The 23,841-nt window shown below is 72.5% G+C and carries 17 protein-coding genes; 11 read left to right on the plus strand and 6 right to left on the minus strand.

Features of this window, described 5'->3' with window-relative positions; genetic code table 11:
• Nucleotides 1–374: 374 nt before the first annotated feature.
• Nucleotides 375–1,103 (plus strand): caleosin family protein, encoded by a 729-nt coding sequence (locus WMF33_RS41690; protein ID WP_437333801.1) that lies wholly within the window; start codon nucleotides 375–377, stop codon nucleotides 1,101–1,103.
• Between the two features lie 79 nt (nucleotides 1,104–1,182).
• The gene (locus tag WMF33_RS41695; protein ID WP_437339567.1) at nucleotides 1,183–2,520 is read left to right on the plus strand and encodes a glycosyltransferase family 87 protein; all 1,338 of its coding nucleotides are present in this window, start codon (nucleotides 1,183–1,185) and stop codon (nucleotides 2,518–2,520) included.
• 286 nt (nucleotides 2,521–2,806) lie between these two features.
• Here the strand turns inward: WMF33_RS41695 and WMF33_RS41700 are convergent, their stop codons facing one another.
• A complete protein-coding gene (locus WMF33_RS41700; protein WP_437333802.1) occupies nucleotides 2,807–4,195 on the minus strand; it encodes a hypothetical protein in 1,389 nt (462 codons plus the stop codon).
• Nucleotides 4,196–4,311: 116 nt separating this feature from the next.
• Here WMF33_RS41700 and WMF33_RS41705 point away from each other — a divergent pair, with 116 nt between their 5' ends.
• Nucleotides 4,312–4,767 carry a PIN domain-containing protein gene (locus tag WMF33_RS41705; protein WP_061623091.1) on the plus strand — a complete coding sequence of 152 codons (456 nt, stop codon included), beginning with the start codon at nucleotides 4,312–4,314 and terminating at the stop codon, nucleotides 4,765–4,767.
• Between the two features lie 306 nt (nucleotides 4,768–5,073).
• Entirely contained in the window at nucleotides 5,074–6,387 is a 1,314-nt protein-coding gene (locus WMF33_RS41710) for a putative metal-binding motif-containing protein (RefSeq protein ID WP_437333803.1), read from the plus strand.
• On the opposite strand, the gene WMF33_RS41715 is transcribed toward WMF33_RS41710, so the two are convergent.
• Nucleotides 6,347–6,907: a hypothetical protein gene (locus tag WMF33_RS41715; protein WP_437333804.1), complete on the minus strand. Its 561-nt coding sequence runs from the start codon at nucleotides 6,905–6,907 to the stop codon at nucleotides 6,347–6,349. The genes WMF33_RS41710 and WMF33_RS41715 overlap by 41 nt on opposite strands.
• A 561-nt stretch (nucleotides 6,908–7,468) precedes the next feature.
• Between WMF33_RS41715 and WMF33_RS41720 the strand changes: the two genes are divergently transcribed.
• Entirely contained in the window at nucleotides 7,469–8,653 is a 1,185-nt protein-coding gene (locus tag WMF33_RS41720; protein WP_437333805.1) for an aldo/keto reductase, read from the plus strand.
• 43 nt (nucleotides 8,654–8,696) lie between these two features.
• On the opposite strand, the gene WMF33_RS41725 is transcribed toward WMF33_RS41720, so the two are convergent.
• On the minus strand, nucleotides 8,697–10,886 hold the full coding sequence (locus WMF33_RS41725) for a sensor histidine kinase (protein WP_437333806.1): 2,190 nt from the start codon (nucleotides 10,884–10,886) through the stop codon (nucleotides 8,697–8,699).
• Between the two features lie 177 nt (nucleotides 10,887–11,063).
• Nucleotides 11,064–12,662, minus strand: a complete 1,599-nt coding sequence (locus tag WMF33_RS41730; RefSeq protein WP_437333807.1) for an FAD-dependent oxidoreductase — start codon at nucleotides 12,660–12,662, stop codon at nucleotides 11,064–11,066.
• A gap of 452 nt (nucleotides 12,663–13,114) precedes the next feature.
• Between WMF33_RS41730 and WMF33_RS41735 the strand changes: the two genes are divergently transcribed.
• From WMF33_RS41735 to WMF33_RS41760, 6 genes are all read left to right on the plus strand, one after another.
• Nucleotides 13,115–13,882: an SDR family NAD(P)-dependent oxidoreductase gene (locus WMF33_RS41735; protein ID WP_437333808.1), complete on the plus strand. Its 768-nt coding sequence runs from the start codon at nucleotides 13,115–13,117 to the stop codon at nucleotides 13,880–13,882.
• 236 nt (nucleotides 13,883–14,118) lie between these two features.
• Nucleotides 14,119–14,481, plus strand: coding sequence for a GFA family protein (locus tag WMF33_RS41740; protein ID WP_061623104.1), 363 nt, complete (start codon nucleotides 14,119–14,121; stop codon nucleotides 14,479–14,481).
• Nucleotides 14,482–14,662: 181 nt separating this feature from the next.
• The gene (locus tag WMF33_RS41745; protein ID WP_437333809.1) at nucleotides 14,663–15,421 is read left to right on the plus strand and encodes an NAD-dependent deacylase; all 759 of its coding nucleotides are present in this window, start codon (nucleotides 14,663–14,665) and stop codon (nucleotides 15,419–15,421) included.
• Between the two features lie 181 nt (nucleotides 15,422–15,602).
• The gene (ada, locus tag WMF33_RS41750; RefSeq protein ID WP_437339568.1) at nucleotides 15,603–16,676 is read left to right on the plus strand and encodes a bifunctional DNA-binding transcriptional regulator/O6-methylguanine-DNA methyltransferase Ada; all 1,074 of its coding nucleotides are present in this window, start codon (nucleotides 15,603–15,605) and stop codon (nucleotides 16,674–16,676) included.
• A gap of 35 nt (nucleotides 16,677–16,711) precedes the next feature.
• Complete coding sequence (locus tag WMF33_RS41755; RefSeq protein ID WP_437339569.1) at nucleotides 16,712–17,449, plus strand: 2OG-Fe(II) oxygenase; 738 nt, start codon at nucleotides 16,712–16,714, stop codon at nucleotides 17,447–17,449.
• Between the two features lie 148 nt (nucleotides 17,450–17,597).
• Nucleotides 17,598–18,383, plus strand: a complete 786-nt coding sequence (locus tag WMF33_RS41760; protein WP_437333810.1) for a hypothetical protein — start codon at nucleotides 17,598–17,600, stop codon at nucleotides 18,381–18,383.
• 51 nt (nucleotides 18,384–18,434) lie between these two features.
• On the opposite strand, the gene WMF33_RS41765 is transcribed toward WMF33_RS41760, so the two are convergent.
• Together WMF33_RS41765 and WMF33_RS41770 are read right to left on the minus strand one after the other, a co-directional pair.
• Nucleotides 18,435–19,022 carry a Uma2 family endonuclease gene (locus WMF33_RS41765; RefSeq protein ID WP_437333811.1) on the minus strand — a complete coding sequence of 196 codons (588 nt, stop codon included), beginning with the start codon at nucleotides 19,020–19,022 and terminating at the stop codon, nucleotides 18,435–18,437.
• A 159-nt stretch (nucleotides 19,023–19,181) separates the two neighbouring features.
• Entirely contained in the window at nucleotides 19,182–23,819 is a 4,638-nt protein-coding gene (locus tag WMF33_RS41770) for a capsule biosynthesis protein CapB (protein WP_437333812.1), read from the minus strand.
• Nucleotides 23,820–23,841: the final 22 nt, after the last annotated feature.

Consider the following 23,841-nt stretch of genomic DNA (forward strand, 5'->3'; position numbering starts at 1 on the left):
TCGTCGCGGCGAGCGGCCGGCCCGGCGCGCGCCGCCCGCGCTGAGACATTCGCTCACGACCGGGCGGCGGCGGACGTGGGAAGCCGCCTTCACGGATCCCTCTCCGGACGAACGCGCACGAAGCCCTCTCCGGACGAACGCGACCACCGCCCCGCGCGACGCCTTTGCGGCCGAGTGCGCCAGCCTGGGCCATTTTTGTGACCGCTGGCCCACTCACGAGGCAATTGGCCTCACGTCGCGGTGCCGGCCGCGACGCGAGACCAGCGGGTTGCGAGCCCCGCCCCGTTGCGCGCGGCGTCGGCCCGCATCGTGCTTCCGCGCCCGGCCAGGCACGCGCGGAAAGGTCGCGGCCGCGGACGCGGGAGAGGAGCACCATGGACAAGCTGAACGGCGGACCGAGGACCTTCGAGCCGACCAAGCCATCACGGGTGCCCGGGAGCGCGGCGGACGGCGGACCGCCGCCGCGCGGCGCGGCCCAGGGCGAGGGGCGCGGGCCGGCGGCGTTCGTGTCGGCGTCGGCGACCGGGGACGCGCGCGGCGCGCAGCCGGCGGCGCTCGGCGACAGGACGGCGCTCGAGATGCACTCGGCCTTCTTCGACAGGAACCACGACGGCATCATCACGCTCCGCGAGACCTATGAAGGGCTCCGCGCGATCGGCATCGGGCGGGTGCTCTCCGCGTGGTTCGCGCTCGTCATCAACGGGGCGCTCGGGCTCCCGACGTCCCGATCGTTCGTCCCCACGCTCTCGATCACGCTCGAGAACATCCACCGAGCGAAGCACGCGAGCGACACGGGCGTCTACGACAAGGACGGCAGGTTCGATCCGCAGAAGTTCGACGAGCTGTTCGCGCGCTGGGACAAGGACCGCGACGGCGCCCTGAACGCGCGCGAGCTCGTGGCGCGCACGCTGGGAGATCGCGACCTGCTCGACGTGTTCGGGTTCCTCGCGTCGGCGGGCGAGTGGGGGGTGCTCTATGCGCTCGCCGGCAAAGGGGGGAAGCTGACGCGCGAGCAGCTGCGCCGGATGTACGACGGGACGCTCTTCTACGAGCTCGAGCGAGAGAAGCAGGCCGCCAGAACGAGCGCGAGCGCGCCGGCGTGATCCGCGGAATCGGCGGCGCCGGAGCTCCGGCCAGGACACTTGACAACGTGGACGAACACGCCAGAACGTGCGCGCCGTGATGCCGTTCGCAGCCGCCGTCAAAAAGCGCCTCTCGGGCGAGCTCCCGAGTTACCTCGCCATCTTCGCGTTTGCCACGGGCGCCGCCTGGCTCTGCGTCCTCGATATCGTCCTCAAGCAGCCAGTCGCGGTCGATTTCAAATCGTTCTATGCGGCCGCCGTCGCGGCCCGCCGGGGCCTCGACGTCTACGACGTCGAGGTCCTCGAGGCGATCGCGACGGAGCTGCGGCTCCCGCACGCTCCGACGTTCCCCTATCTGTATCCGCCGTTCTTCGCGCACACCTTCTCGTGGCTCGCGCGCCTGCGCCCGAGCATCGCCCAGCAGACCTGGTCGAGCATCGCCGTGGTCAGCTACGGCCTCGCCGCGACGTTCACCGTGTTCGCCGTCCGCCGCGCGTCGCCGGACCCGCTCGGCGCGGCCCGCCGGACCGCGGTCCCCACCGTCCTCATCGCGCTCATCGCCTTTCTCGCGTGGGCGCTCAACCTGCGCAACAGCCTGGCCATGGGGCAGGTGAACCCGCTGGTCCTCGCGTTCATCTGCGCCGCGCTCGCGCTCTCGATGGCGCGCAAGGACATCCCCGCGGGGCTCGCCCTCTCCGTCGCCGCGGGGATCAAGGTCACGCCGATCCTGCTCGCGATCCCCTGGGTCATCGAGCGGCGCTTCCGCGCGCTCGCCGGCCTCGCCGCCGGGTTCGCCGCCCTCGTCCTGGTCAGCCTGCCGTTCGGCGCCGGGCCGGCGTGGCTCGAGTTCCTGCGGCGGCTGCCGCGCATGTCGCACGGGGCCAAGATCCCGGGCCTCTTCGACCCGGGGACGGTGCCGAATTTCTCGCTCGCCGGCTTCTACGCGCGGCTCTTCGACGGGGGCGCGGCCGCCGTCAAGCTCGCGTCGGCGATCACCGTCCTGCTCCTCCTCGGCGCCGCGCTCGCGCTGGCAGGCCGCTCCCCCTCGCCGCCGCGCTCGCTGCGGCTGCTCCTGCCGCTGCTCGTCACGATGGTCGTGGCGAGCCCGTTCACCTACGTGCACCACGTGCTCTACCTCTTCCCGGCCGCGCTCTACGCGCTCGACCGCGCGGCGGCGCAGGAGCGCCGGCTCGAGATGGGCGCGCTCGTGGTCCTGCTGTCGCTCGCCACCATCGACTTTCCGTACGTCTATGACCGCTTCAAGGGGCGGCTGCCGGAGCTCGCGCTCTCGGTGAACCTGTATGTGCTGCTCGCGATCTACGCGTTCGGCATGTTCCTGCTCTGGCGGGAGCGGCGCGACGCCCCCACCGCGCGCGAGTCGCCCGTGCCGGCGAGCGACCGCGAGATGGCGAGCGGCCTGGCCACCGCCCGCCGGTAGAGCGGATTTCGCTCGGATCTGACGCAGACGTCGCTCGTCTCTCGTCTCTCGTCGCTCGTCTTCCGTGCGCGTCCTTCGTGCGCGTCCTTCGTGCGCGTCCTTCGTGCGCGTCCTTCGTGCGCGTGCACGATTCCCCGGAATCAGCGCGCACGCGCACGAAGAGGCGCACGAAAGACGGAAGACGAAAGACGGAAGACGGAAGACGGGAGAGGAGAACGAGAGACGGGGACGAGAGACGGAGGACGGTGTCTCAGTCCCAGCCGAGAACCGCTATAGAGCACCAAGCTCACGTCGACAGGTACGTCGCGGCGGCGCTCAGGATGACGTTCCGGCTGGCGCCGCTGAACTCGCGCTCTGCCGACGGAGAGCGCGCGCCGACGAGCGCCGCGGCGGCGGGGCGGAGCACGTCGGTGAGGGCCTGTTGCCGGAGCCGGTGGAGCTCGTCGGCGGGCAGGAAGCCGTGGGAGGGCGGGAGCTCGCCGCCGGCGCTGCCGGGCGCCTCGGCGGCCACCTGGTCGAGCGCGCGCGCGAAGGCCGCGGCGACGCGCGCCCGCAGGCCCGCGCCGCCCTCGGCGATGGCCCAGCGGACGAACGCCCAGGCGAGCTCGGCGTGGCGCGCCTCGTCGCGCGCGATCGAGAGGAGCGCCATGCGCAGCGCCGGCGGCTGCGCGGCCTGGGCGGCGACCTCCGCCTCGATGGCCGAGAGGGTCTCACCGATGCAGCCCTCCACGACGGCGGCGAGGGTGAGGCCCTCGAGCGAGCCGAGGTCGTCGAGCGCGCCGCCCAGCGGCAACGGGCCGACGCCCACCGGCTCGCCCGCGTAGGCCGAGGCGATCGCCAGCGCGAGGCGCGCGTGCCGCACCTCGTCGACCGCGGCGCGGTGCGCCGCCTCGAGCAGCTGGGGAGGCGCGCCGATCGCCATCAGCCCGAGCGCGAAGCGGCCGAAGGAGGCGACCGAGGCGTGCTCGTTCTGGCCCCGCTCGGCCCAGCGCCGGGCGAGCTCGCGGCGCTCGGCGGGCGCGAGCTCGCCCAGGTCGGTGTCGGCGAGCGCGCGCTCGAAGCGCCGCACGTCGGTCTGCGACCAGGCGCTCGGGGCGCGCGCGAGCGGCGCGACGCGGGGCTCGCCCCGGACGAGGAGGGGGCGCCCCTCGCAGCTGATGACCCCGACGAAATAACAGCAGCTCTCGGGCGCCGACGCGTCGCGGTTCGCGTACGGGCCCTCGAGCGCGTCGGTGAGGTCCTCGCGGTAGCACATGCAGGATCCCGAGCCGGGCGCGATTCCCCCGAGGTCCAGCGGAATCTCGGTGGCCGTGGCCGGGGGGCAGACGCCGTCGACCGGCGCGGCGCAGTGCACCTCGTAACAGCACCGGCCGTGATAGCCGTCGTCGTATTCCGGACCGAAGCAGGTCGGATCCGGATACGGCTCGAGCGGCGAAGGGCCGGGCTCGCCGCCGCCCCCGGACGACGACGATGCGCTTTGAGACGAGGTCGACCCCCCGCCGGACTGCGACGATGTGACTTCAGGCGAGGTCGAGCCCCCGCCGGACTGCGACGACGTGCTTTCAGGCGAGGCCGAGCCCCCGCCAGACTCGACGTGCGGGCCGCAGGCGGATGCCAGAGCGAGGCTCGCGCCCCACTGGGACGCGACGAGAATACGGCGCAGCAATGTTCGCATGTCCGGCGATAGGCAAGGCATGTACCGTACAAAATGCAGCGGGTTTTCGGCCGCCGGGACGCCCCGCCGTGCCAGCGTGTGCCATCATGGCCCTCGCCGCCTCCCGGTGAGGTCTCATGCGGTTCGTGCTCGATAGCTCTGTCGCCATCGCCTCGATGAAGCCCGCCGAGCCAGGGCACGCGGACGCGCTCGCGTTTCTCGAGCGCGCCCGCGCGGCCGTGGCCGCGGGCGCGGCGCGCGTGCTCGCGCCGCCCGAGCTGTGGCTGGAGGTGTACGTGGCCGAGCAACGGCTCGCGACGTCGCGCCGGGGCGCGCCCGCGGCCGCGAGCGCGCTGGGAGGCCTCGCCGTCGAGCTGGTCGCGCCCGAGGACGAGGGCGCCATCGCCGAGTTCCTCGCCCTGCTGACGAAGCGCATGCGCGGCCGCAGGCCCTTCGCCAACGCGACCGACCTCGTGTATCTGTGGGCCGCCCACCGCACCGACGCCACCGTCGTGACCCTCGATGAGGGCCTGCTCAAGTACCACGGCGTGGTTTGCGACGTCACACGGCCGCAACACGCGCGGCTCGCCTGACGCGCCAACGCACCGCGCCGAGCGGCAAGCCGCTCTTCGACACCCGCCGTCCCGGCCGCGCGAACGCCGCGCGAACGCCGCGCGAACGCGCGACAGACAAACGGCGCGCGAGCGCGCGACAGACAACAGAGAGCCGCCGCCGCGCCGGGTGGTTGCAGCACAATGTTTCGCTCTGCGCATACCTCCTTGTCGCATCCATCGCGTGCGGCTATCCCTGAGCGTCGCAGCGGTGCGCGCGGAGCTCGCGAGCCCGAGCTGCGCGCGAGACGCATGCGAAGTACATCGCTTTCTTCACCGGCCCTCTCGGTGAGCTTGGCCCTCTTGACCACGCTGGTCGCGTCGGAGGCCCATGCGCGCCGCGGCGGGACGGCGGTGGAGGGGTGCAACGGCTGCCACACCGGCGGCGCCGCGCCCACGATCACCATCGACCATAGCCCCGAGAGCCCGGCGGCCGGCGAGGCGGTGACTCTGCAGGTCACGATCCAGGCCGCCAACATCAACGCCGGTGGCATCTATCTCCGCACCGGGACAGGCCGCCTCGCGCCCATCGACGGACAGGGCACTCACCTCATCGACGACCGCCAGCTCGTCCACTCCGCGCCCAAGCGGGCGAGCGGCGGGGTCGTCCGCTTCGACGCGCAGTGGATCGCGCCGGGGGCCCCGGGCGGGGTCGTGGTCGAGGTGTGGGCCGTCGCGGCCAACGGCGACAACGGCTCTCGCGGAGACGGCGCGTCGGCCGCCAGCGCCGCGTTTGCCTACGGGTGCGAGGGGACGACGTATTACCTCGATCGCGACGGAGACGGATACGGCGACTCCGGCGTGCCCAGGGTCGATTGCGCCCAGCCCGCCGACTACGCTCCGCGCGCCGGGGACTGCGACGATTACAGCGTCGACATCCACCCCGATCAGGACGAGGCCTGCAATGGGCGCGACGACGACTGCGACGGTCAGATCGACGAAGATCTCGCGGTGACCACGCAGTACGAGGACTCCGACGGCGACGGGTACGGGTCGCTCTTCGGCGCGACGGTCGAGGCGAAGTGCCCCCCCGACGGCTACGCGCCGAGCTCGAACGATTGCAACGACAGGTCCCCTGACGTCCACCCGGACGCGGCCGAGACGTGCAATCTGGTAGACGACGACTGCGACGGCCGGGTGGACGAGGGCGTGCGCGAGGTGTGCGGCGTCGGGATGTGCGCCCGCGAGGCGATCGCGTGCACCCCCGGCTCGTGCACGCCCGGCGAGCCGAGCCCCGAGACGTGCAACGCGCTCGACGACGACTGCGACGGCGAGACCGACGAGGATCCCGGCCTCTGCGCGCCCGGCGAGGGCTGCCCGAACGGCACGTGCAGCAGCGGGACCGGCGGCGGCACCCCCGGGAGCACGAGCGCCGGCAGCGGCGGCGCCGGGACCACGGGCGCCTCCGGGGCCACGGGCGGCGGGGCGCCCGACGAGAAGGGCGACAGCGGCGGCGGCTGCGCCGTCGACCCCCGGGGCGGGTCGCCGTGGCGGCTCCTCCCGCTGCTCTCGCCGCTCGCCCTGCTCGCGTTGCGGCGCCGGCGGAGGGCCTTCGCCGACGTCAAAGCGTACCGTAGCTCTCGGGGAAGTCGCGCTGAATGACGCCATCCCGGTCGAACAGGGCGTGGAGCATGGCGCAGCGGTAGGGGTCGCTCGCGGCGTCACACGACTGCACCTCCGACCGCAGCTCGTCGACGCTGACCACCGCCCTGTCGGGCGGGCGGAGCGCCACCGACTCGAAGGCTCGGGCGAAGGGGACGTCGGGCGCGCGCGTCTCGTCGGCGTGGCAAAAAGCGCAGGTCGAGTACTGCTCGTTGAAGATGATATGCTCGAACGGCGCTTCCGGCGTGAGCTCGCTCGCCACCGGGAACTCGATTTCCCCCTTCAACGATCGCGCGTCGCCTCGGCGCTCGCCGAACTCGAGCAGGCCCCGCCCCGGCCCCTCCGGCACGACGGTGAACACGAGAGGATCCAGGAACACGAAGATCCGCGGGCTGCGACGATCGAACGACGGCTGGGCGCTGGTAGGGCTGAGGGAGGCGGTCATCTGCAGCGGACCAGCGAGGTGCGCCAGGAAGCACGGTAGCTCGAGCGGCTTCTCCAGCGTATTCACCAGTCGCACGACCTCGGCGATGCTGCGCGGGTTCTGCGCGAAGGGAGCGGGCGCGCAACCGGCTGCGCTGCTGCCGTCGAACATCGTCGCGCCACCCGCGGCGGCGGGGGAGCTGTCCGAGCTACAGGCGACCAGCCCTGCGCCGAGGCCGATCACGAGCGAGGCACGGGCGCTCGCCCAAAGGGCTTGGAGCGCTCGAGGCCTCAGCGCTTCGGATGCTCGTCGGTGGTGTCGGGGGCGGCGGCTGAACCCCTGATCGCACGAAGTGCGCGGTGCCCAGCTCCGAGGCTGTGGTTTCGCTCGCATTGGGGGACCAGGCCGAAGCAAAGGGAGAACCCTCACATCGATGTGAGCGCTCACAATGGTTATGTCAACACAAATCGACCGGTTCGCGGGGCGCGTCGAGCCCGAGGGAGGCGCGGACGGCGGCGGCGGCGGCCTCTGACGCGGGTCGCCGTGGCGGCGCCTCCGCTCCTTTCGCCGCCGCCGCTCGCGCTCCTCGCGTTGCGGCGCCTGCCGAGGGCTGTCACGGTGCGGTAGATTTCCCCTCCCGAGTCTGAGGTGACACGCATGCTCTATCGCCGATTCGGTCGCACCGAGATCCAGATGCCCGTCCTCTCGTGTGGAGGGATGCGGTACCAGCACTCTTGGAACGACAAGGACCGCACCTCGCCGGAGAGCCAGCGCAACGTCGAGGCGTGCATCGCGCGGGCCCTCGAGCTCGGCATCAACCACATCGAGACCGCCCGAGGCTATGGGACGAGCGAGGAGCAGCTCGGGCACATCCTGCCGAAGCTGCCGCGCGACCGGATCATCGTCCAGACGAAGGTCGTCCCCGAGGCAGAGCCGAAGAGGTTCCTCGAGACGTTCGAGCGCTCGATGAAGCTCCTCCGCCTCGATCACGTCGACCTGTTCGCGCTCCACGGCGTGAACGACGAGACGCGCGTCGCGTGGTCGCTGCGCAAAGGGGGCTGCCTCGACGCCGCGCTCGAGCTGAAGCGGCAGGGGCGCGTGCGCGCGGTGGGCTTCTCGACGCACGCGCCGCTGCGCGTGATCATGGCGATGGTGCAGGACGGCCGCCTCGATTACATGAACCTGCACTGGTACTACGTGAACCAGACCGCCTGGCCGGCCATCCAGGCCGCGGCCGAGCGCGACATGGGGGTCTTCATCATCAGCCCCACCGACAAGGGGGGCAAGCTGCACGAGCCGAGCGACAAGCTCGTGCGGCTCTGCGAGCCCCTCTCGCCGATCGTGTTCAACGATCTCTTCTGCCTCGCCCGCCCCGAGGTCCACACGATCAGCGTCGGCGCGGCGCGCCCGTCCGACTTCGACGAGCACGTGAAGGTCCTGCCGTTCCTGGAACGCGAGGGCGCAGCGGAGGACACGCTCGCGCCGATCCTGCGCCGGCTCGACGAGGAGCTCGCGCGGGTGCTCGGCCGCGCGTGGGTCGACACATGGCACGTCGGGCTGCCCGAGTGGGAGGCCGTCCCGGGGCACGTGAACGTTCGCGAGATCCTGCGGCTGTACAACTACGTCAGGGCGTTCGACATGACCGCCTACGGCAAGGCGCGGTACAACCTGCTCGGGAACGGCGACCACTGGTTCCCCGGCAACCGCGCCGAGCGCGTTCGGGAGCTCGACCTCGCGCAGGCCCTCGCCGGCGCAGCGCAGCGGCAGCGCATCCCCGAGGTGCTGGCGGAGGCGCACGCGCTGCTCGCGGGACAAGAGGTCAAGCGCCTCGGCAAACACTGAGTCTGCGCCAGCGGGCGGCTGAGCGCGGCCGCCGCCGCGCCGGTCACGACGCCGCCTTCGGGCGCTTCGGCCAGAAGACGTGGAACGTCGCGCCGGCATACGGCTCCGACTCGAGCGCCACGCGGCCGCCGCGCGTCTCGACGATCTTCTTCACCACCGACAGGCCGATCCCGGTGCCCTCGACCTTGTCGCGCGCCTCCAGCGTCTGGAAGATGCCCCAGATGCGCTCCTGGAACTGCGGCGGGATCCCGGGGCCGTTGTCCTTCACCGTGAAATCGTAGAACTCTCCCGCGTCGGCGCAGGCGATCTCGACGACGGCGTCCGCGCGGCGCGCGTGCTTCAGGGCGTTGCCGATGAGGTGCATGAACACCTGCTGCACCGGCACGCGCTCGGCGAGGATCGTCGGCATGCCGTCGCCGACGGCGATGCGCGCCTCGGCCGACGGCGCGAGGAGCTCGACGCACTCGGCGACGACCGCGCCCACGTCCACGGGCGAGAGCCTGTCGCGGATGCGCCCCGCGCGCGAGTAGCTGAGGATGCCCTCGATGAGCGCCTCGAGGCGGTGCACGCGGCCGCGGAGCATGCGCATCTGCTGGCGCGCCTCGTCGTTCATCTTGTCGGCGAGCCCCTCCTCGATCCACTCCGACAGGCTCGCGATGCCCCGGAGGGGCGCCTTGAGGTCGTGGGACGCGACGTAGGCGAACTGGTCGAGATCCTGGTTCGTGATCGCGAGCGCGTGGGCGAGCTGCTCGGCGCGCCGCCGCGCCCGCACCTGGTCGGTCACCTCGAAGGCGAGCACGGCGATGCCCTCGACCCTGGCCATGGCGTCGTAGATGGGCTGGTAGATGAAGTTGAAGAAGCGCTCCTCGGGCTCGCCGCCGCGCGCGAGCAACACGGCGAAGTCGTTGCCGAAGAAGGGCTCGCCCGTCTGGTACACGCGGTCGAGCACCGGGACGACCGCCGGCGCGGTCTCGGGCAGCGCGTCGCGGAGGCGCTTGCCGAGGATGTCGCGATCGCCGACGAGCTCCAGGTACCGCGGGTTCGCGAGCTCGTAGACGTGCTCGGGCCCGCGCAGGACGCAGATGCCGGCCGGGGCCTGCATGAACAGCGTCTCGAGGCGCGACCTGTGCCGCTCGGCCTCGGCGAGCGCCGCCTGCTCGCGCGCGAGGAGCTCGGCCCGCTCCTCCGCGCGGAGCCGCTCTTCCTGGTAGGCCCGGGCGCCGGAGATCGTCGTGGCGATGTTGCCGGCCGCGAGCTCGAAGAAGTCGCTGTAGGCGGCGTCGAGCGCGCGGCGCGGGCTGACGCCGACCACGAGGAAGCCCTGGAGCGCGGCGTGCCCGGATCGCGAGAGCGGCAGCACGACCGCCTCGCGGCACGGCTCGGGCCAGGCGCCGCCGGGCAGCGCGCCGAACCGCCCGGCGGGGGTGTCGACGCGCAGGCACGCGCGGCTCCGCGCGACGTCCGCGAGCGGCCAGATCCCGCCCCCGTCGGCGAGCGGGATGCGCTCGGGGCTCGCCGGGCCGCCGGGGGCGAGCCCCTCGGCGGCCGCGAGGCGGGCCGCCGCCCCGCCCGGCTCGATCATGTACGCGAGCGCGAACGGCACGTCGGCGGAGCTCTCGACGAGCGTGCTCAACGAGCGGGCGATGGTCTCCTCCGACGAGACCATCGCCGCCGCGGCGGACTGGGCGCCGAGGGCGCGCAGCGCACGGAGGCGGCGCTCGCTGAGCACGCGCCCCGTCGTCTCGGCGCACGCGCAGAAGATGCCTCCGACCGTGCCGTCCTCGACGAGGACAGGAGCATACGAGAACGTGAAGTACGTCTCTTCCTGGTAGCCGTTGCGCGAGAGGATCAGCTGGAAGTCCTCGGACCATGTCGCCTGCCCGGTGGCGCGCACCCCGTCGAGCATCGGGCCGATGACGTCCCATATCTCGCTCCAGCACTCGCGCCCCGGGCGACCCAGGAACTGCGGGTGCTTCGTCGCGCCGAGGATGGGGCGGTATGCATCGTTGTAAAAGCGAGCGTACTCGGGCCCCCACCAGATCTCGATGGGGTGCCGCGACGCGAGGCAGATGCTGACCGCGGTGCGCAGGCTCTGCGGCCACCGGTCGATGGCGCCGACCGGGGTGCGCGACCAGTCGAGATCGCGCATGAGCTGCGCCATCTCGCCGTCGCCCGCGAGGAACGGCGCCTCGCGGGGCGGGGCGGCGGGCCCGGGCTTCTGGCTCTCCTGCATGGCTCTCCGTATACCTGGACACGCCGTCGTGTCACAGTTCCTCACCTACCGCGACGAGCGCGGGGGCGTCTGGACAGCCCGCCCGCCCGCGCTCGCGCCGCCGAGCCGCTGCTGGGCGGGCGCCTCCGCGGCAGGCCGCGCCGGGGCGCGCGCGGTGTCCCGGGGGCGGCGGCGCGCTCATCCGGTCCGGGCGAGCCGCTTGTCGGCGGGCGCCTCGGCCTCGCCCGGCGTGGCGGTCTCGACGGGCCTGAGGTCGCTCGTCGCCGGACCGTGGATGACGCGGCCGGTGCACTCGAAGCGCGACCCGTGGCAGGGGCAGTCCCACGTCCGCTCGGCCGGGTTCCAGGCGACGATGCACCCGAGGTGGGTGCACACGGCCGACCGCTCGTGGACATGGCCTTGCGGATCGCGGTAGACGGCGAGCTTCGTGAGCCCCCTCCTCATGATGGCGCCCATCCCGGGGGGCAGCTTCTCCACGTCGTCGAGGTCTCCCCCCGTCAGCCAGTCGGCGTACTGCGCCGCCGTGTTCAGGTTCTCCTTGAGGTACTCCGACGCGGATTGCAGGGTGAGGTTGAGGCGGCCCGGGTCGTAGAGCTCGGCCCACGCGTTCTCGCGGCCGTGGACGAGATCGTTCAACAGGAGGCCTGCGATGGTCCCGTGGGTCATGCCGTTACCGCAGTCGCCGGTCACGAGCAGAATGCGGGACTCCTTCTTGAGGCGGCCGATGAACGCGAGCCCGTCGGCGGTCTCCATGACCTCCCCGGACCAGCGATGGACGACCTGGCCCGCCTGGGGGAAGCGCTCCCTCGCCCACGCCTCGAGCCGGGCGTGGCGCTGATCCGCGTCGTCGGCCTGACCGGTCTTGTGGTCCTCGCCGCCGACGATGAGGAGCTCGTCCGGGCCGTCCGCGCCGTCGAGGTTGCTGAGCCTGACGTAGTGAAACGGATCCTCGGTGTCCCAGTAGAGGCCAGGGGGGATGGAGCCCCGCGGCACGCGCAGGGCGATGACGTACGTCCTGTAGCCGGCCTGCTTCATGTGCACCGAGATCCACGGCAGGAACGGGGAGTTCGTGGCGAGCACGACCTCGTTGGCGACGATGTTCACGCCACGGTCCGTCTTGACGACCACGTGGTCGGGCTCGGCTTGCTCGTCCACGTCGACCACGTGCGCCCTCGTGTAGATCCTGCCCCCGTGGCGCTCGACGGCGCGGGCGAGGCCCGCGAGGTAGCGGAGGATGTGGAACTGGGCTTGATCGGGGAACTTCGCGGCGATGCCGGTGTTGAAGCTCTCGAGGGGCGCCCGGTCGACCCCGTGCACGCGCTCGAGGCCGGCCTGGTGAGCCGCCTTGATCTCGTCCTCGATGGTGCTCGACGGCTGCCCCGGCGCCGCGAACAGGTACCCTGGCACCCGGCGGAAGTCGCAGTCGATGCCCTCGTCCTGCACGATCCGCTCGATCGTGTCGATCGCGGTGGTGTGGCTCTCGGCGGCCAGCCGGAGGCGCTCCGGCGCGTGGAGCTTCGCGAGCTCGGTCCAGCGGCGGTCGAGCGCGTTGACGATGTGGGCTGTCGTGAAGCCGCTCTCGCCCCCGCCGATCACGCCGTCATCCAGGACGATGACGCCGCGGCCCTCCTTGGCCAGCATGTACGCGGTCGTGAGCCCGGCGATCCCCGCGCCCACCACGCACACCGTCGTTCTGTGCTCGGCGGCGAGAGGGGCGATGGGCGGGAGCACTGCGTGGGTCCAGGCCGTGTCTTTGTCGTATGCGCGATCGGTCATGGAGCGCCTCCGGTCGGGGCGAGCCGACCGTGCCGGGCGGCTCCCTCTCCCCCGCGCCTTGCAAGCGGTTTGCCATCGATTTGAGCCGAGAGCGGCGCGTCCTGCGCGCGATGGGGCCCGGCTGCGTGGCAATTTGCGACAGCGCGCGTGGCGAATGGCACGGAGCGCGCGGAGTCGATGGCTCGAGCGCGCGGCCAGCGCGGGCGCTCGCCGGCCTCGTCCGTTTGCGTGCTTGCGGCCCGAGGCGGCGTGCGCCGGGCGGCCGGCCTTCGCTGGCCTGCGACGCAAACATGCTAGAGAAGCCCGGGTCGGCGAGAGGCCACGCCCGAGAGGACCAAGCGGAGCAGCGAGCAGAAGGGCGCGCGCGGATCGCGGGAAGTGCAGAGTGACGCTCCGCTGGCAACAGCGGCGGGGCGCGGGGGCACGGTCCCCCGTCGAGACAGGAGGCCGCCATGAGATTGCAAGGCAAGATCGCGCTCGTCACAGGCAGCAGCCGGGGCATCGGCCGCAGCATCGCCGTTCGCTTCGCCCGCGAGGGCGCCGACGTGGCGCTCACGTACCACAAGAGCAAGGAGGGCGCCGAGGAAGCCCTGGCCGAGGTCGAGGCCGCCGGACGGCGAGGTCATCTGTTCTCCGTCGACGTCGCCTCCGTCCAGAGCGTGCAGGAGCTGATCCGCGATGTCGTCGCGCGCTTCGGCCGGCTGGACGTGCTGGTCAACAACGCGGGCATGGAGAAGCGGGCGCCGTTCTGGGAGGTGACCGAGGAGGACTACGATCAGGTCGTGAACACCAACCTCAAGGCGGTGTTCTTCGGGAGCCAGGCGATGGTCCGCCACCTGCGCGAGGCGGGGCGCCCCGGCAAGATCATCAACATCAGCTCGGTGCACGAGGATCTGCCGTTCCCCAATTTCGCGGCCTACTGCGCCAGCAAGGGCGGCGTCCGCATGCTGACGCGCACGCTCGCGGTCGAGCTGCGCGGCACCGGGATCACCGTGAACGCCATCGCGCCGGGCGCGATCGAGACGGAGATCAACGCCGATCTGCTCAAGGATCGCGACAAGCTGGGCGCGCTGCTCGGGCAGATCCCTCTCGGCCGCCTGGGGAAGCCGGAGGACGTCGCCGGGCTCGCCGTGTTCCTCGCCTCGGCGGACGCCGATTACGTGACCGGCTCGACGTACTTCGTCGATGGCGGGCTCACCTGGAACTATGAGGAGCAGTAGGCGACGCACACGGCCTGAGTCGATCCCTCTCCGGGAGCCCAGCACGCTGCACCAGCCTGAACGCTGGCAGCCTGAACCCTGAGAAAAGTTTCCGACAGAAGCCAATGCTTCGCCGCAGAACCCGGTGACGGCGAGCGGCCGCTGCGGCGCGGGCTCGTCCCCTTCCCGTGCGCGAGCCGCCGCGGCGCCTCGCGTTTTTGCGGCACGCGGACAGCTCGCTGTGGCACCATGCGCCCATGACGGAGCTCAAGACCTATGCTGGTGGCTGTCACTGCGGGAAGGTTCGCTACGAGGTCAAGGTGGACCTGAGCGCTCCCGTGGGCGTGTGCAACTGCTCGCGCTGTTCGAAGCTGGGCGTGATGCTGGCCTTCGCGCCGGCGGACCAGTTCACGCTCAAGCAAGGAGGAGACGTCCTCACCGATTACCAGTTCAACAAGAAGGTCATTCACCACACGTTTTGCTCGGTCTGCGGCATCGAGTCGTTCGCTCGGGGAATCGGGCCTGACGGCAAAGAGATGTGCGCCATCAATGTCCGGTGTCTGGACGACGTCGACATCGAGTCGCTCAAGACGATGAAATTCGACGGCAAGAGCGCGTGATCGCGGCCGCGCCGGCCGGGCTCCGTGGCGGACGCGGCCGGCGCGGCCGGGCTCCGCGGGCCCGGACGGTGGCGCCGCGGCCGGCCCTCGCCGGACCGGGGCGCGCGCCCGAGCACCTCTCGCGCGCCCCGGGCCGATCCGCGGGCGCAGGCCCGGGCAGCGCGGGTAGACTGCGCCCCTGATGTCGATCGAGCGAGCAAGCGCGCTTCTGGCCTCGGCCCGGTCAGCCCTCTTCATCACCGGCGCGGGCGTGTCCGCGGCCTCCGGCATCCCGACCTACCGCGGGATCGGCGGGCTCTACAGCGAGAAGGGGACCGACGAGGGGCTCGCCATCGAGGACGCGCTCTCGGGCTGGATGTTCCAGCGGCGCCCCGAGGTCACGTGGAAGTACATCCACCAGATCGAGCGCGCGTGCCGGGGCGCGCGGTTCAACGCCGCGCACGCGGCGATCGCCCGGATCGAGCGCCGCATCCCGCGCTGCTGGGTGCTCACCCAGAACGTCGACGGGTTCCACCGGCTCGCCGGCTCCACCAACGTCATCGACATCCACGGCGATATCCGCCGCATCCTCTGCACGCGCTGCACGTACGAGGCGCACGTCGACGACTACGCGCACCTCGCCCCCTGCCCCAGCTGCCCGGAGTGCGCCGCGGTGCTCCGGCCCGATGTCGTCCTCTTCGGCGAGATGCTCCCCCTGGAGAAGGTCGAGCTCCTCCGGCGCGAGCTCGCGCAGGGCTTCGATGTGGTCGTCTCGATCGGCACGTCGAGCCTCTTCCCCTACATCACCGGGCCCGTCCTCGAGGCCGCGCGCTCGGGGGTGCCGACCGTCGAGATCAACCCGGAAGAGACCACGATCTCCACCGCCGTCTCGGTGCGGCTGCCGATGCGCGCGGTCGAGGCGCTGGAGGGGATCCTGTCCCGGATCGAGCCCAGCAGCTGACCGCCCCGCGCCCGGCGCGCAGATCCAAAGCGATCCCGGCGGCGCGCCGCGCTCGCTCGGCCTCGCTCCGGCGCCCCGCCGGCGCCCGTGGATTCGAGAGCAAGACCCGGAGTGCGGCCCTCCGGGCGGGGGTTAAGCTCGCCTCGTGACCCGCAAGATGCGCCGGAAGGAGACAGACGACATGCCGGGAAAGGCCCATACCCTCGCCGCCGTGGTGGAGAGCGACCCTCGCTGGACCGCCGTGATCGCCCGCGACGCGAGCGCGGACGGCAGGTTCTTCTATTCGGTCAAGACGACGGGCGTGTACTGCCGTCCGTCGTGCGGCGCGCGCCCCGCGAGGCCCGAGAACGTCGGCTTTCATCCGACCGCGGCCGCCGCGGAGCGGGCGGGCTTCCGGCCGTGCTTGCGCTGCAAGCCGGACCAACCCCCGCTGGCCGAGCGCCAGGCGGCCCAGGTGGCCGCGCTGTGCCGGCTCATCGAGCAGAGCGACGAGGCGCCTAGCCTCGAGGCGCTGGCGCGCCACGCGGGGCTGAGCGTCTTCCACACGCACCGCATCTTCAAGGCCGTGACCGGGGTGACGCCGAAGGCGTACGCGGCGGCGCACCGCGCCCGGCGAGTGAAGGCCGAGCTCGGCAGGAACGGCACCGTGACCGAGGCGATCTACGCGGCCGGGTACGGCTCGGGCGGGCGCTTCTACGAGCAGTCGAACCAGGTGCTGGGCATGACGCCCACGAAGTACCGCGCCGGAGGAGCGCAGATGGAGATCCGGTTCGCGATCGGGGAGTGCTCGCTCGGCGCGATCCTGGTCGCCGCCACCGCGCGCGGCGTGTGCGCGATCTTGCTCGGCGACGATCCGGAGGAGCTCTTGCACGATCTCGAGCGCCGGTTTCCGCGAGCCCACCTGATCGGCGGCGATGCCGGGTTCGAGCAGCTCGTCGCGAAGGTGGTGGGCCTCGTGGAGAGCCCACGCGCCCCGGTCGAGCTGCCGCTCGACGTGCGCGGGACGGCGTTCCAGCAGCGCGTCTGGCAGGCGCTGCGGGACATCCCGGCGGGCACGACCGCGAGCTACGCGGAGATCGCCGGCGCCATCGGCGCTCCGAGCTCGGTCCGGGCCGTGGCGCGGGCGTGCGCGGCCAACGCGCTCGCCGTGGCGATCCCGTGCCATCGGGTGGTGCGGAACGACGGCGGGCTGTCGGGCTACCGCTGGGGCGTCGAGCGCAAGCGCGCGCTGCTCGACCGGGAGGCGGGCGCGTGAACGCGCCTCGCAGGGCCGTCGCCCCCGCGCGCGGCGTGGACGATGGCGACGGCGACGGCGACGAAGACGACGACGACGAGCGGGTGGCGTCGGTGGACTGGGCGCGCGTGTCGCAGGACCTCGACGCGCACGGCTGCGCGGTGATCGAGGGCCTGCTCACCGGGGCCGAGTGCGGCGACCTGGCCGCGCTGTACGCGCGCGACGAGCTCTTTCGCAGCCGGGTGGTGATGGCGCGGCACGGGTTCGGGCGCGGGGAGTACAAGTACTTCGCGCGCCCGCTGCCCGCGCTCGTCGACTCCCTGCGGACCCGCCTCTATCCGCGCCTCGCGCCCGTCGCGAACCGCTGGAGCGCGGCGATGGGCCTCGACGTGCGGTATCCGGAGGAGCTCGCGGGCTTCGTCGAGCGCTGCCATGCCGCGGGCCAGGTCCAGCCGACGCCGCTCCTCTTGCAGTATGGCGAGGGCGACTACAACTGCCTGCATCAAGATCTCTACGGCGAGCACGTCTTTCCGCTCCAGGTCGCGATCCTCCTCTCCGAGCCCGAGCGCGATTTCACGGGCGGCGAGCTCGTGATGACGGAGCAGCGCCCGCGGATGCAATCTCGACCGATGGTGGTGCCGCTGCGCCAGGGCGACGCGGCGGTCTTCGCCGTCCGCCATCGACCCGTGCAGGGCACGCGCGGCGTGTACCGGGTCAACATGCGGCACGGCGTCAGCCGTGTGCGATCCGGGCATCGCCACACGGTGGGTATCATCTTTCACGACGCGGCGTGATGGCGCGCCGGGAGAGCGCGGGCGACGACCTCGCGCCGTCACCTCAACGCCGTGGCCCGCCGGTCACCTCGTTGCTGTAGCCTGCGGCGGCTGATGTCCGGCCGGCTCTCGCTGAGCCGGCGGGACGGGCGGGAGGCATCGAGGAGATATGGGCAAAACCTGGTTGGCGGTGGGGGCTTGCGCGTGCGCCTTGCTCGTCGCGTGCGGCGGCGACGACACGGACGGGAGCGGCGGCGCAGGCGGGAGCGGCGGCGCAGGCGGAAGCGGCGGCGCAGGCGGGAGCGGCGGCGCGGGCGGCGAGGCGAGCCTGCTCGCGCTGTACCACGCGGCCGTCGCCGACGCCGAGATCGCCGAGGAGAGCGAGCGCGTGGACACGTTGACAGCGATCGACGACGAGACCGCCGATCTCGTCCGCGACGCCGAGGATCGCGTGCTGATGCTCACCTGGACGTCCTACGCGGGCTATGACGAGCTCGTGGGCGAGGAGACGGAGCTCGGCGTCGAGGTGTGGAGCACGGCGGCGCCCGAGCTCCAGGCGTTCTGCCGCGCGAGCGGCCTCGAAGGAGCGGCGCTCTCGCTGCGGCTCGAGCAGCTGCTCGGCCTGCCGCCGGACAGCGGCAAGGACCGCGTCGTGGCGCTCTGGGTGCCGGCGGAGTCGATGTTCCGCCCGACGCCGGACCTGGAGATCGACGACACGACCGCCGATCTCGACTTCCCGGACGGCACGCCGCAAGAACACGAGGACTGGTTCAACGCCCTGAAGGCGACGTCCTATGGCGAGGATGGATATCCGTGGACGCGCCTCGGCTACACGTACGACTGGAGCCCAGAGGGCCAGGAGGTCGGCCTGAGCGAGTTCGTGATCAGAAAGGGCACGACCGTCGTCGTGGAGTCGGTCACCCCGCAGGACGAGTACTGCCGTCCAGCGCAGTGACGCTCGCCGCCCCGGGCGCGAGCGCGCCCGGGGCCGCCCGAGGAGGGCCGCTCAGTCGAGCTCGGAGGGCCCGAGCGGCACCTTGCGATAGACGCGATCGACGTCGATGACGACGCCGACCGACTCCAGCTCGAGCTGCATGCCGGGGCCCAGGATGGCGAGCAGCCACCGGCCGTCCGGCTGCCGCTGGAAGTGCTCGACGCGCACCTCCTTCTGGGAGACGAGCACATACTCCACGATGGAGGGGACGCTCCGGTATTGCGCGAACTTGTCGCCGCGATCGTAGGCCTCCGACGAATCGGAGAGCACCTCGACGATCACGCTCGGGTTGATCAGCGTGTCGAGCTCCGCATCCTCGAACGCGGGATCACCGCAGACCACGGAGGCGTCGGGATACACGTAACGCCCCGTGGAGGTGATTTTGACGCGCAGGTCGGAGGTGTGGACCTCGCAGGCGCGATCGAGCAGCGCGTTGCCGAGCTCGCGCTGGAGGTTCCCGGCCAGCAGGCTGTGCGCCCGGGTGCAGCCCGCCATCGCGAAGATCTCGCCGTTCGCGTACTCGTGCTTCTGATCGGAGGCCCGCTCGAACGCGAGGTACTCCGCGGGCGAGAGCCCGGTGCGCCTGGCAGGATGTCCCATCGCGGACAGCGTACGGCATCCGCCCGCCGGAGGCGAGACGCCCGCCCCCCTTCCCTCGGAAGGCCCGGAGCGGCCCACCGCCGCCCTCCTTCCCCGGCGGCTCCCCTTCCCCCAGTTCCCCCAGGCGGTCGAGCTCACGCCGTCGCCCGCCTCCCCCCCTCACCCCTGCTCCGTCGCCGGCGCCCCCGGCGGCGCGGCCGCCTCGGCCTTCTTCGGCTTCTTCCGCCGGCTCTCCAGCCACGCCCTGCGCTTCTCGACCCACTTGGCGAGGTCCTTCGCCAGCCAGCCGCCCTTCTGCCGCCCGACGATCTCCCGCAGCAGCAGCGCGGCCTGGCCGTGGCCGATGCGCATCGCGAACAGATCGTCCATCACGATCTTCGCCCACCGCGTCCGGCGCACCGAGTCCATGTGATCCACGAACTGCTCTATCCGGAGCAGCACCTTCGTCCCCACCCCCGTCTTGCCCGTCACCACGAGCGCCGCCGTCTTCTCCTTGTCGAGCGCCTCGAGCCTGCGGATCGCCCCGTCGATCAGGTTCGCGTGCTCCGCCCACCCGGCGCCGCCCTGCTCCTTGGCCGCGCGCACCGCCGCGAGCGCCTCGCGCAGATCGATGAGGCCGAAATCCGAGTACGACAGGAAGAACGTCAGCACCTCGCGCCGCGCCGAGGGGTTGCTCTGCATCCGCTCGATCGCGGTCCGCACCCGGTCCATCGACAGCCACCGGTAAACGAAGTCGAGCCCGGTGCCCTTGATGTTCTGCGACCCCATCAGCCGCGCGTCGAACCCCGGCGGGACCTCGCGCGTGATGAAGTCGATCACCTTGTCCCCCTTGGCGTCGGCGTTCCACAGGACCGCGATGCGCTCGAGGAACAGCTCGCGGAACGCCGCCCGAAACGCCTGGTTGGCCTCGGCGTCGGCGCCCCGCGACAGCGCCGCCTCGACCTCCGCGCGCGCCTTGTCGCGCCGGGCCAGCCGCCGCGACAGCCGCGCCGCGTGGTGGACGATGTCCGGGCGGATGTCGTCCTCGCCCGCGGGCGGCGCGTGCGCCTCCAGCGCCTTCTTCACCGCCGCCTCGATCGCCTCGGGCTCCCCCTTCTTGCCCAGGACCTCGGGGCCGCCCACGATCGCCGCCGCCGCCGCCTCGTCGATCGTCGGCAGCGCGCGCAGCATCCGGGTGAGATCGTCCTCGAACGCGCCCGCGCGCGCCGGGACGCCGACCTTCTTCATCTGCTCGTCGAAGCGCTCGAGCGCGCGCTCCTTGCCCCCGTCGCCCGTGATCACCATGTCGCGCAGCCGCGCGTCGAGCCCCTCCGTGATGAACTGCATCATCCCGCCGAGGTTCGAGTTGATCAGCACCACGTGATCGACCCCGATGTCCTCGACGATGATCTGCGCGAACACGCGCGACCGCGCGACCCGATCCGCGCGGTTGTTCACCACCATCACCGTCGCCTTGCCGGGCGTCGCGTCCATGTCGTGCTTGTCGAACGCGAGCCGCGTCCAGTTCGACATGAACCCGGCGCGCTCGTTCGCGCTCATCCCGTTCGAGAACGTCAGCTTCCGCCCCCGGTACTGCACCGTCGGGTACGTCTTCAGCACGCCGAGGTCGAGGATGACGTGATCCGCGATCTCGACCAGCGCGAACTCGCGATCGACCCCGAAGTGATCCGCCAGCGCCAGCACCAGCGCCACGTTGCGCGGGTGCTCCTGGTACGGGAGCCGATCGAGGAGATCCACCGGCAAGAGATCCGCGTCGATGGGCGGGATCGCGACGAGGTTCGTCCCCTTGCGCTGCGCCTGGTCCTTGAGCAGCGGGAGCATCTGCTCCTCGGTCGTGAACGACAGCCCGTCCGTGGGCATGAAGCGCGCGATCACCCGCGCGACGTCCTCGCCCCCGGGGCCCTGGATGTCCTCGTGATCCGGGTACGCGTTCGTCAGCGTGGTGATCTCGTCGCGCATCCACTCCGAGCAGAGCGTGTCCACGAAGAGCGGCTGGAGCGCCATGCACTCCCACAGGAACACCTGCGCGCGGAGGTTCCTCCCGGCCGCGAGAATGTTCCGCTGCTCCCAGATGGTCGCCTTGTCGTAGGGGCGGTAGATGAAGATCTCCTGCGCGGGCAGGTCGCGCATCGCGTGGATGAACATCGCCTCGCAGCCGGTCGTCTTCACGACGACGTCGTACCGGAGCGCGTGGAACAGCGCGGCCTTCAGCCGCTCCGAGCCGCTCTTGCCGCGCGTGCCCCAGCCGCCGATGGTGAGCGGGATGCCCCGGCGCGCGCGCTCGATCTGCGTCATGATCCACGCGGCGCGCAGCACCATGTACGCGAGGACGAGGAACACGATCCACGCGAGCTGCGTCGGGACGTTGCCCGCGGGCGACACGAGGTACGAGAGGAAGCTGTCGATCCAGACGGGCACCGACGGGCCGACGAGCCAGTCGCGGCCGAGCTGGAACGCCGAGGGCAGCGCGACGGCGAGGTACTTGCTCGGCAGGTGCGGCTCGAGCGCGAACGGGCGGCCGTCGACCTCGCCCCCGGTGTCGCCGAGCGCGACCGTGAAGCCGAGCTCGCCGGTCATCAGCGTGAACTTCTTCTGCTCGGCCGGCTCCTGCGCCACGAGCGCGCGCATGCGGGCCTGCGCGTAGCGGTCGTAGCGCCACGTCAGCAGGGCGCGCGCGCGCAGCCGGTGCGCGAGCTTGGCCGGCGCGCGCACCGTGACCGTCCCGCGCGCCGTGATGAGGCGGATCTCGCGCTGGGTCAGGCTGGCCGCGGCGAGCAGATCGTCGATGCGGGGGACGAACGGCCCCCAGCCGCCGACGGGCGGGTAGACGTGGCGCTCGCCCGGCACGCGCGTGGGCGTGACCTCCGCCATGCCGACCGGCGGCGCGACGAGCTCGCCCGCGAACAGGCGGCCGCTCGTGTGGATCCACCCCTTGCGCTTGTCCGGCATCGGGGTGCGCATCTCGTGGATGAGCCGCCAGAGGCGGAAGCCGCGCGGCTCGCCGCGCGTGAGCACGTACCGGCCCCGGCCGCGGCGCCGGAGCGTGTAGGTCATGTCGCCGCGCGAGGCGACCAGGAGCGCGCGCTCGATGTCCCGGGGCTCGGCGTCGGCCGGGATCTCGACCGGCGCGCTCTCGCCCTCGAGGAGCTCCGAGGCCGCGGCGACGAGCGCCTGCCGGATGTGCTCGGCGACCGGGCGGCTCTCGACCTCGAGCAGCCGCAGCGCCGCGGCCGCCTCGTCGGACAGATCCGGCGAGATCGCCGGGCGGCTCGCGAACTCGGCGAGCAGGTCGACGAACGTCGCCGGCGGCAGCGGGGCGTAGGGCCCGGCGCAGAGCGTGCGCACCGCCTCGAGGGCCGCGCGGGACGCGAGCGGCGGGCCGGGCTTGGTGAGGGCGAAGCGGACGACGCGCTCGGCGTGCGGGACGGCGTCCGCGTGCTCGGTCGCGAAGCGCGAGAGCTCCCGCATGGCGTAGCCGCGGACGCGCGGCGACCCGTCGCCCTCGGCGACCTCGGCGAGCGCCGTGAGGGCCTCGGCGCTGCCGAGGGCGAGGAGCTGGCGCACGAGCTCCTGGCGGACGTGCTCGCTCGGGTCGTCGCGGGCGAGGAGCGCGATGGCGAGCGGGTCCGCGCTCGTGGCGGCCGCGCGCGCGGGCGGCGCGCTCGCGGCGGTCTCCGCGCTGAGCCGGGGCGCCGAGTCGGGCGCGGGCGCGTCGGGCAGCTCGGCGCCGCCCGGGCCCTCGACGGCGCCCCCGGACGAGGCTCCCTCCGGCGCGGCGCTCGGCCTGCTGCCGTTGCCAGCCTGCGCGCCGTTCCAGCGGCGCGGGTCCTGGGCGGCGCCGGCGGGCCGCGCCGCGCTCGCCGCGCGCGCCTCGCCGAGCGGGATCACGGGGGCGGACGGGCGCGCGGCCGCGCCGAGGAGGCGCAGGGCGTTGCGGCGGAGGATGGGGCCGTCCTTGTCCGCCGGGTCGCGCGCGCGGATGCGCTCGGCGAGCAGCGAGAACGCCTCGTCGGGGAAGAGGAGGACGCCGATCTCGAGCGCGGCGATCTGCACCCAGCGGGACGCGCCCACGCCGCGCGACCACGCCAGCACCGAGCGGGCCGCGTCGAGCCCGAGGTGGCCGAGCCGCTCGCGCGCCGGGATGCGGTGCAGGAGGGCGACGGCCGCGAGCATGGCGGCCCGGCGGACGGGCGCGGGGCGGCTCGGCTCGGCGTGCGCGATGGCGAGCCGGAGGACGCCGCCGTCGCGGACGACGTGCAGCGCGTCGGGCGGGTCGAGGTCCTGCGCGAGGTGCGTGAGCGCGTGGTAGGCGACCTCGATCTCGTCGAGGCGGTCGGCGATGGCCGTGGCGAAGCGCTCCTGGGCCGCCTCGAGGTCGAGGTTGCGGGCGAGCGCCGAGAGGTCGCCGGCCTGCTCGACGCGCGCCGCGGCCCAGCCGAGCGGGGAGGCGGCGCCGGTCTTCTTGCGCTCGCGCGCCCAGACGCGGAGCTGCCGGGCGAGGAGCTCGCGCCGCTCGGCCGGGGTGGCGGCCGACTGGTAGGCGACAACGAGCGCGGACTCGGCGCTGCGCAGCCGGTCGACCTCGGCGGCCGCGCCGTCGGCGCACCGGGCCAGCGCGGCGAGCAGCGCGGGCCGCGGGGGATCCTCGTCGCCCAGGTCGGCCGTGACGCGGGCGACGACCGTGGCGATGGCCCGCGGGCGGCAGCGCACCTCGATCTGGGGGAGGCTGTCCTCGACGATCTCCGCGATCGATCGCGGCGCCGCGGTCCAGGGGTCGGTCGCCTCGCGCAGGCTCACGGCGCCACCGGGCGGGATCGAT

Origin of the sequence: Sorangium sp. So ce394 (assembly GCF_051474665.1) — a bacterium.
GTDB lineage: Bacteria > Myxococcota_A > Polyangia > Polyangiales > Polyangiaceae > Sorangium > Sorangium cellulosum_D.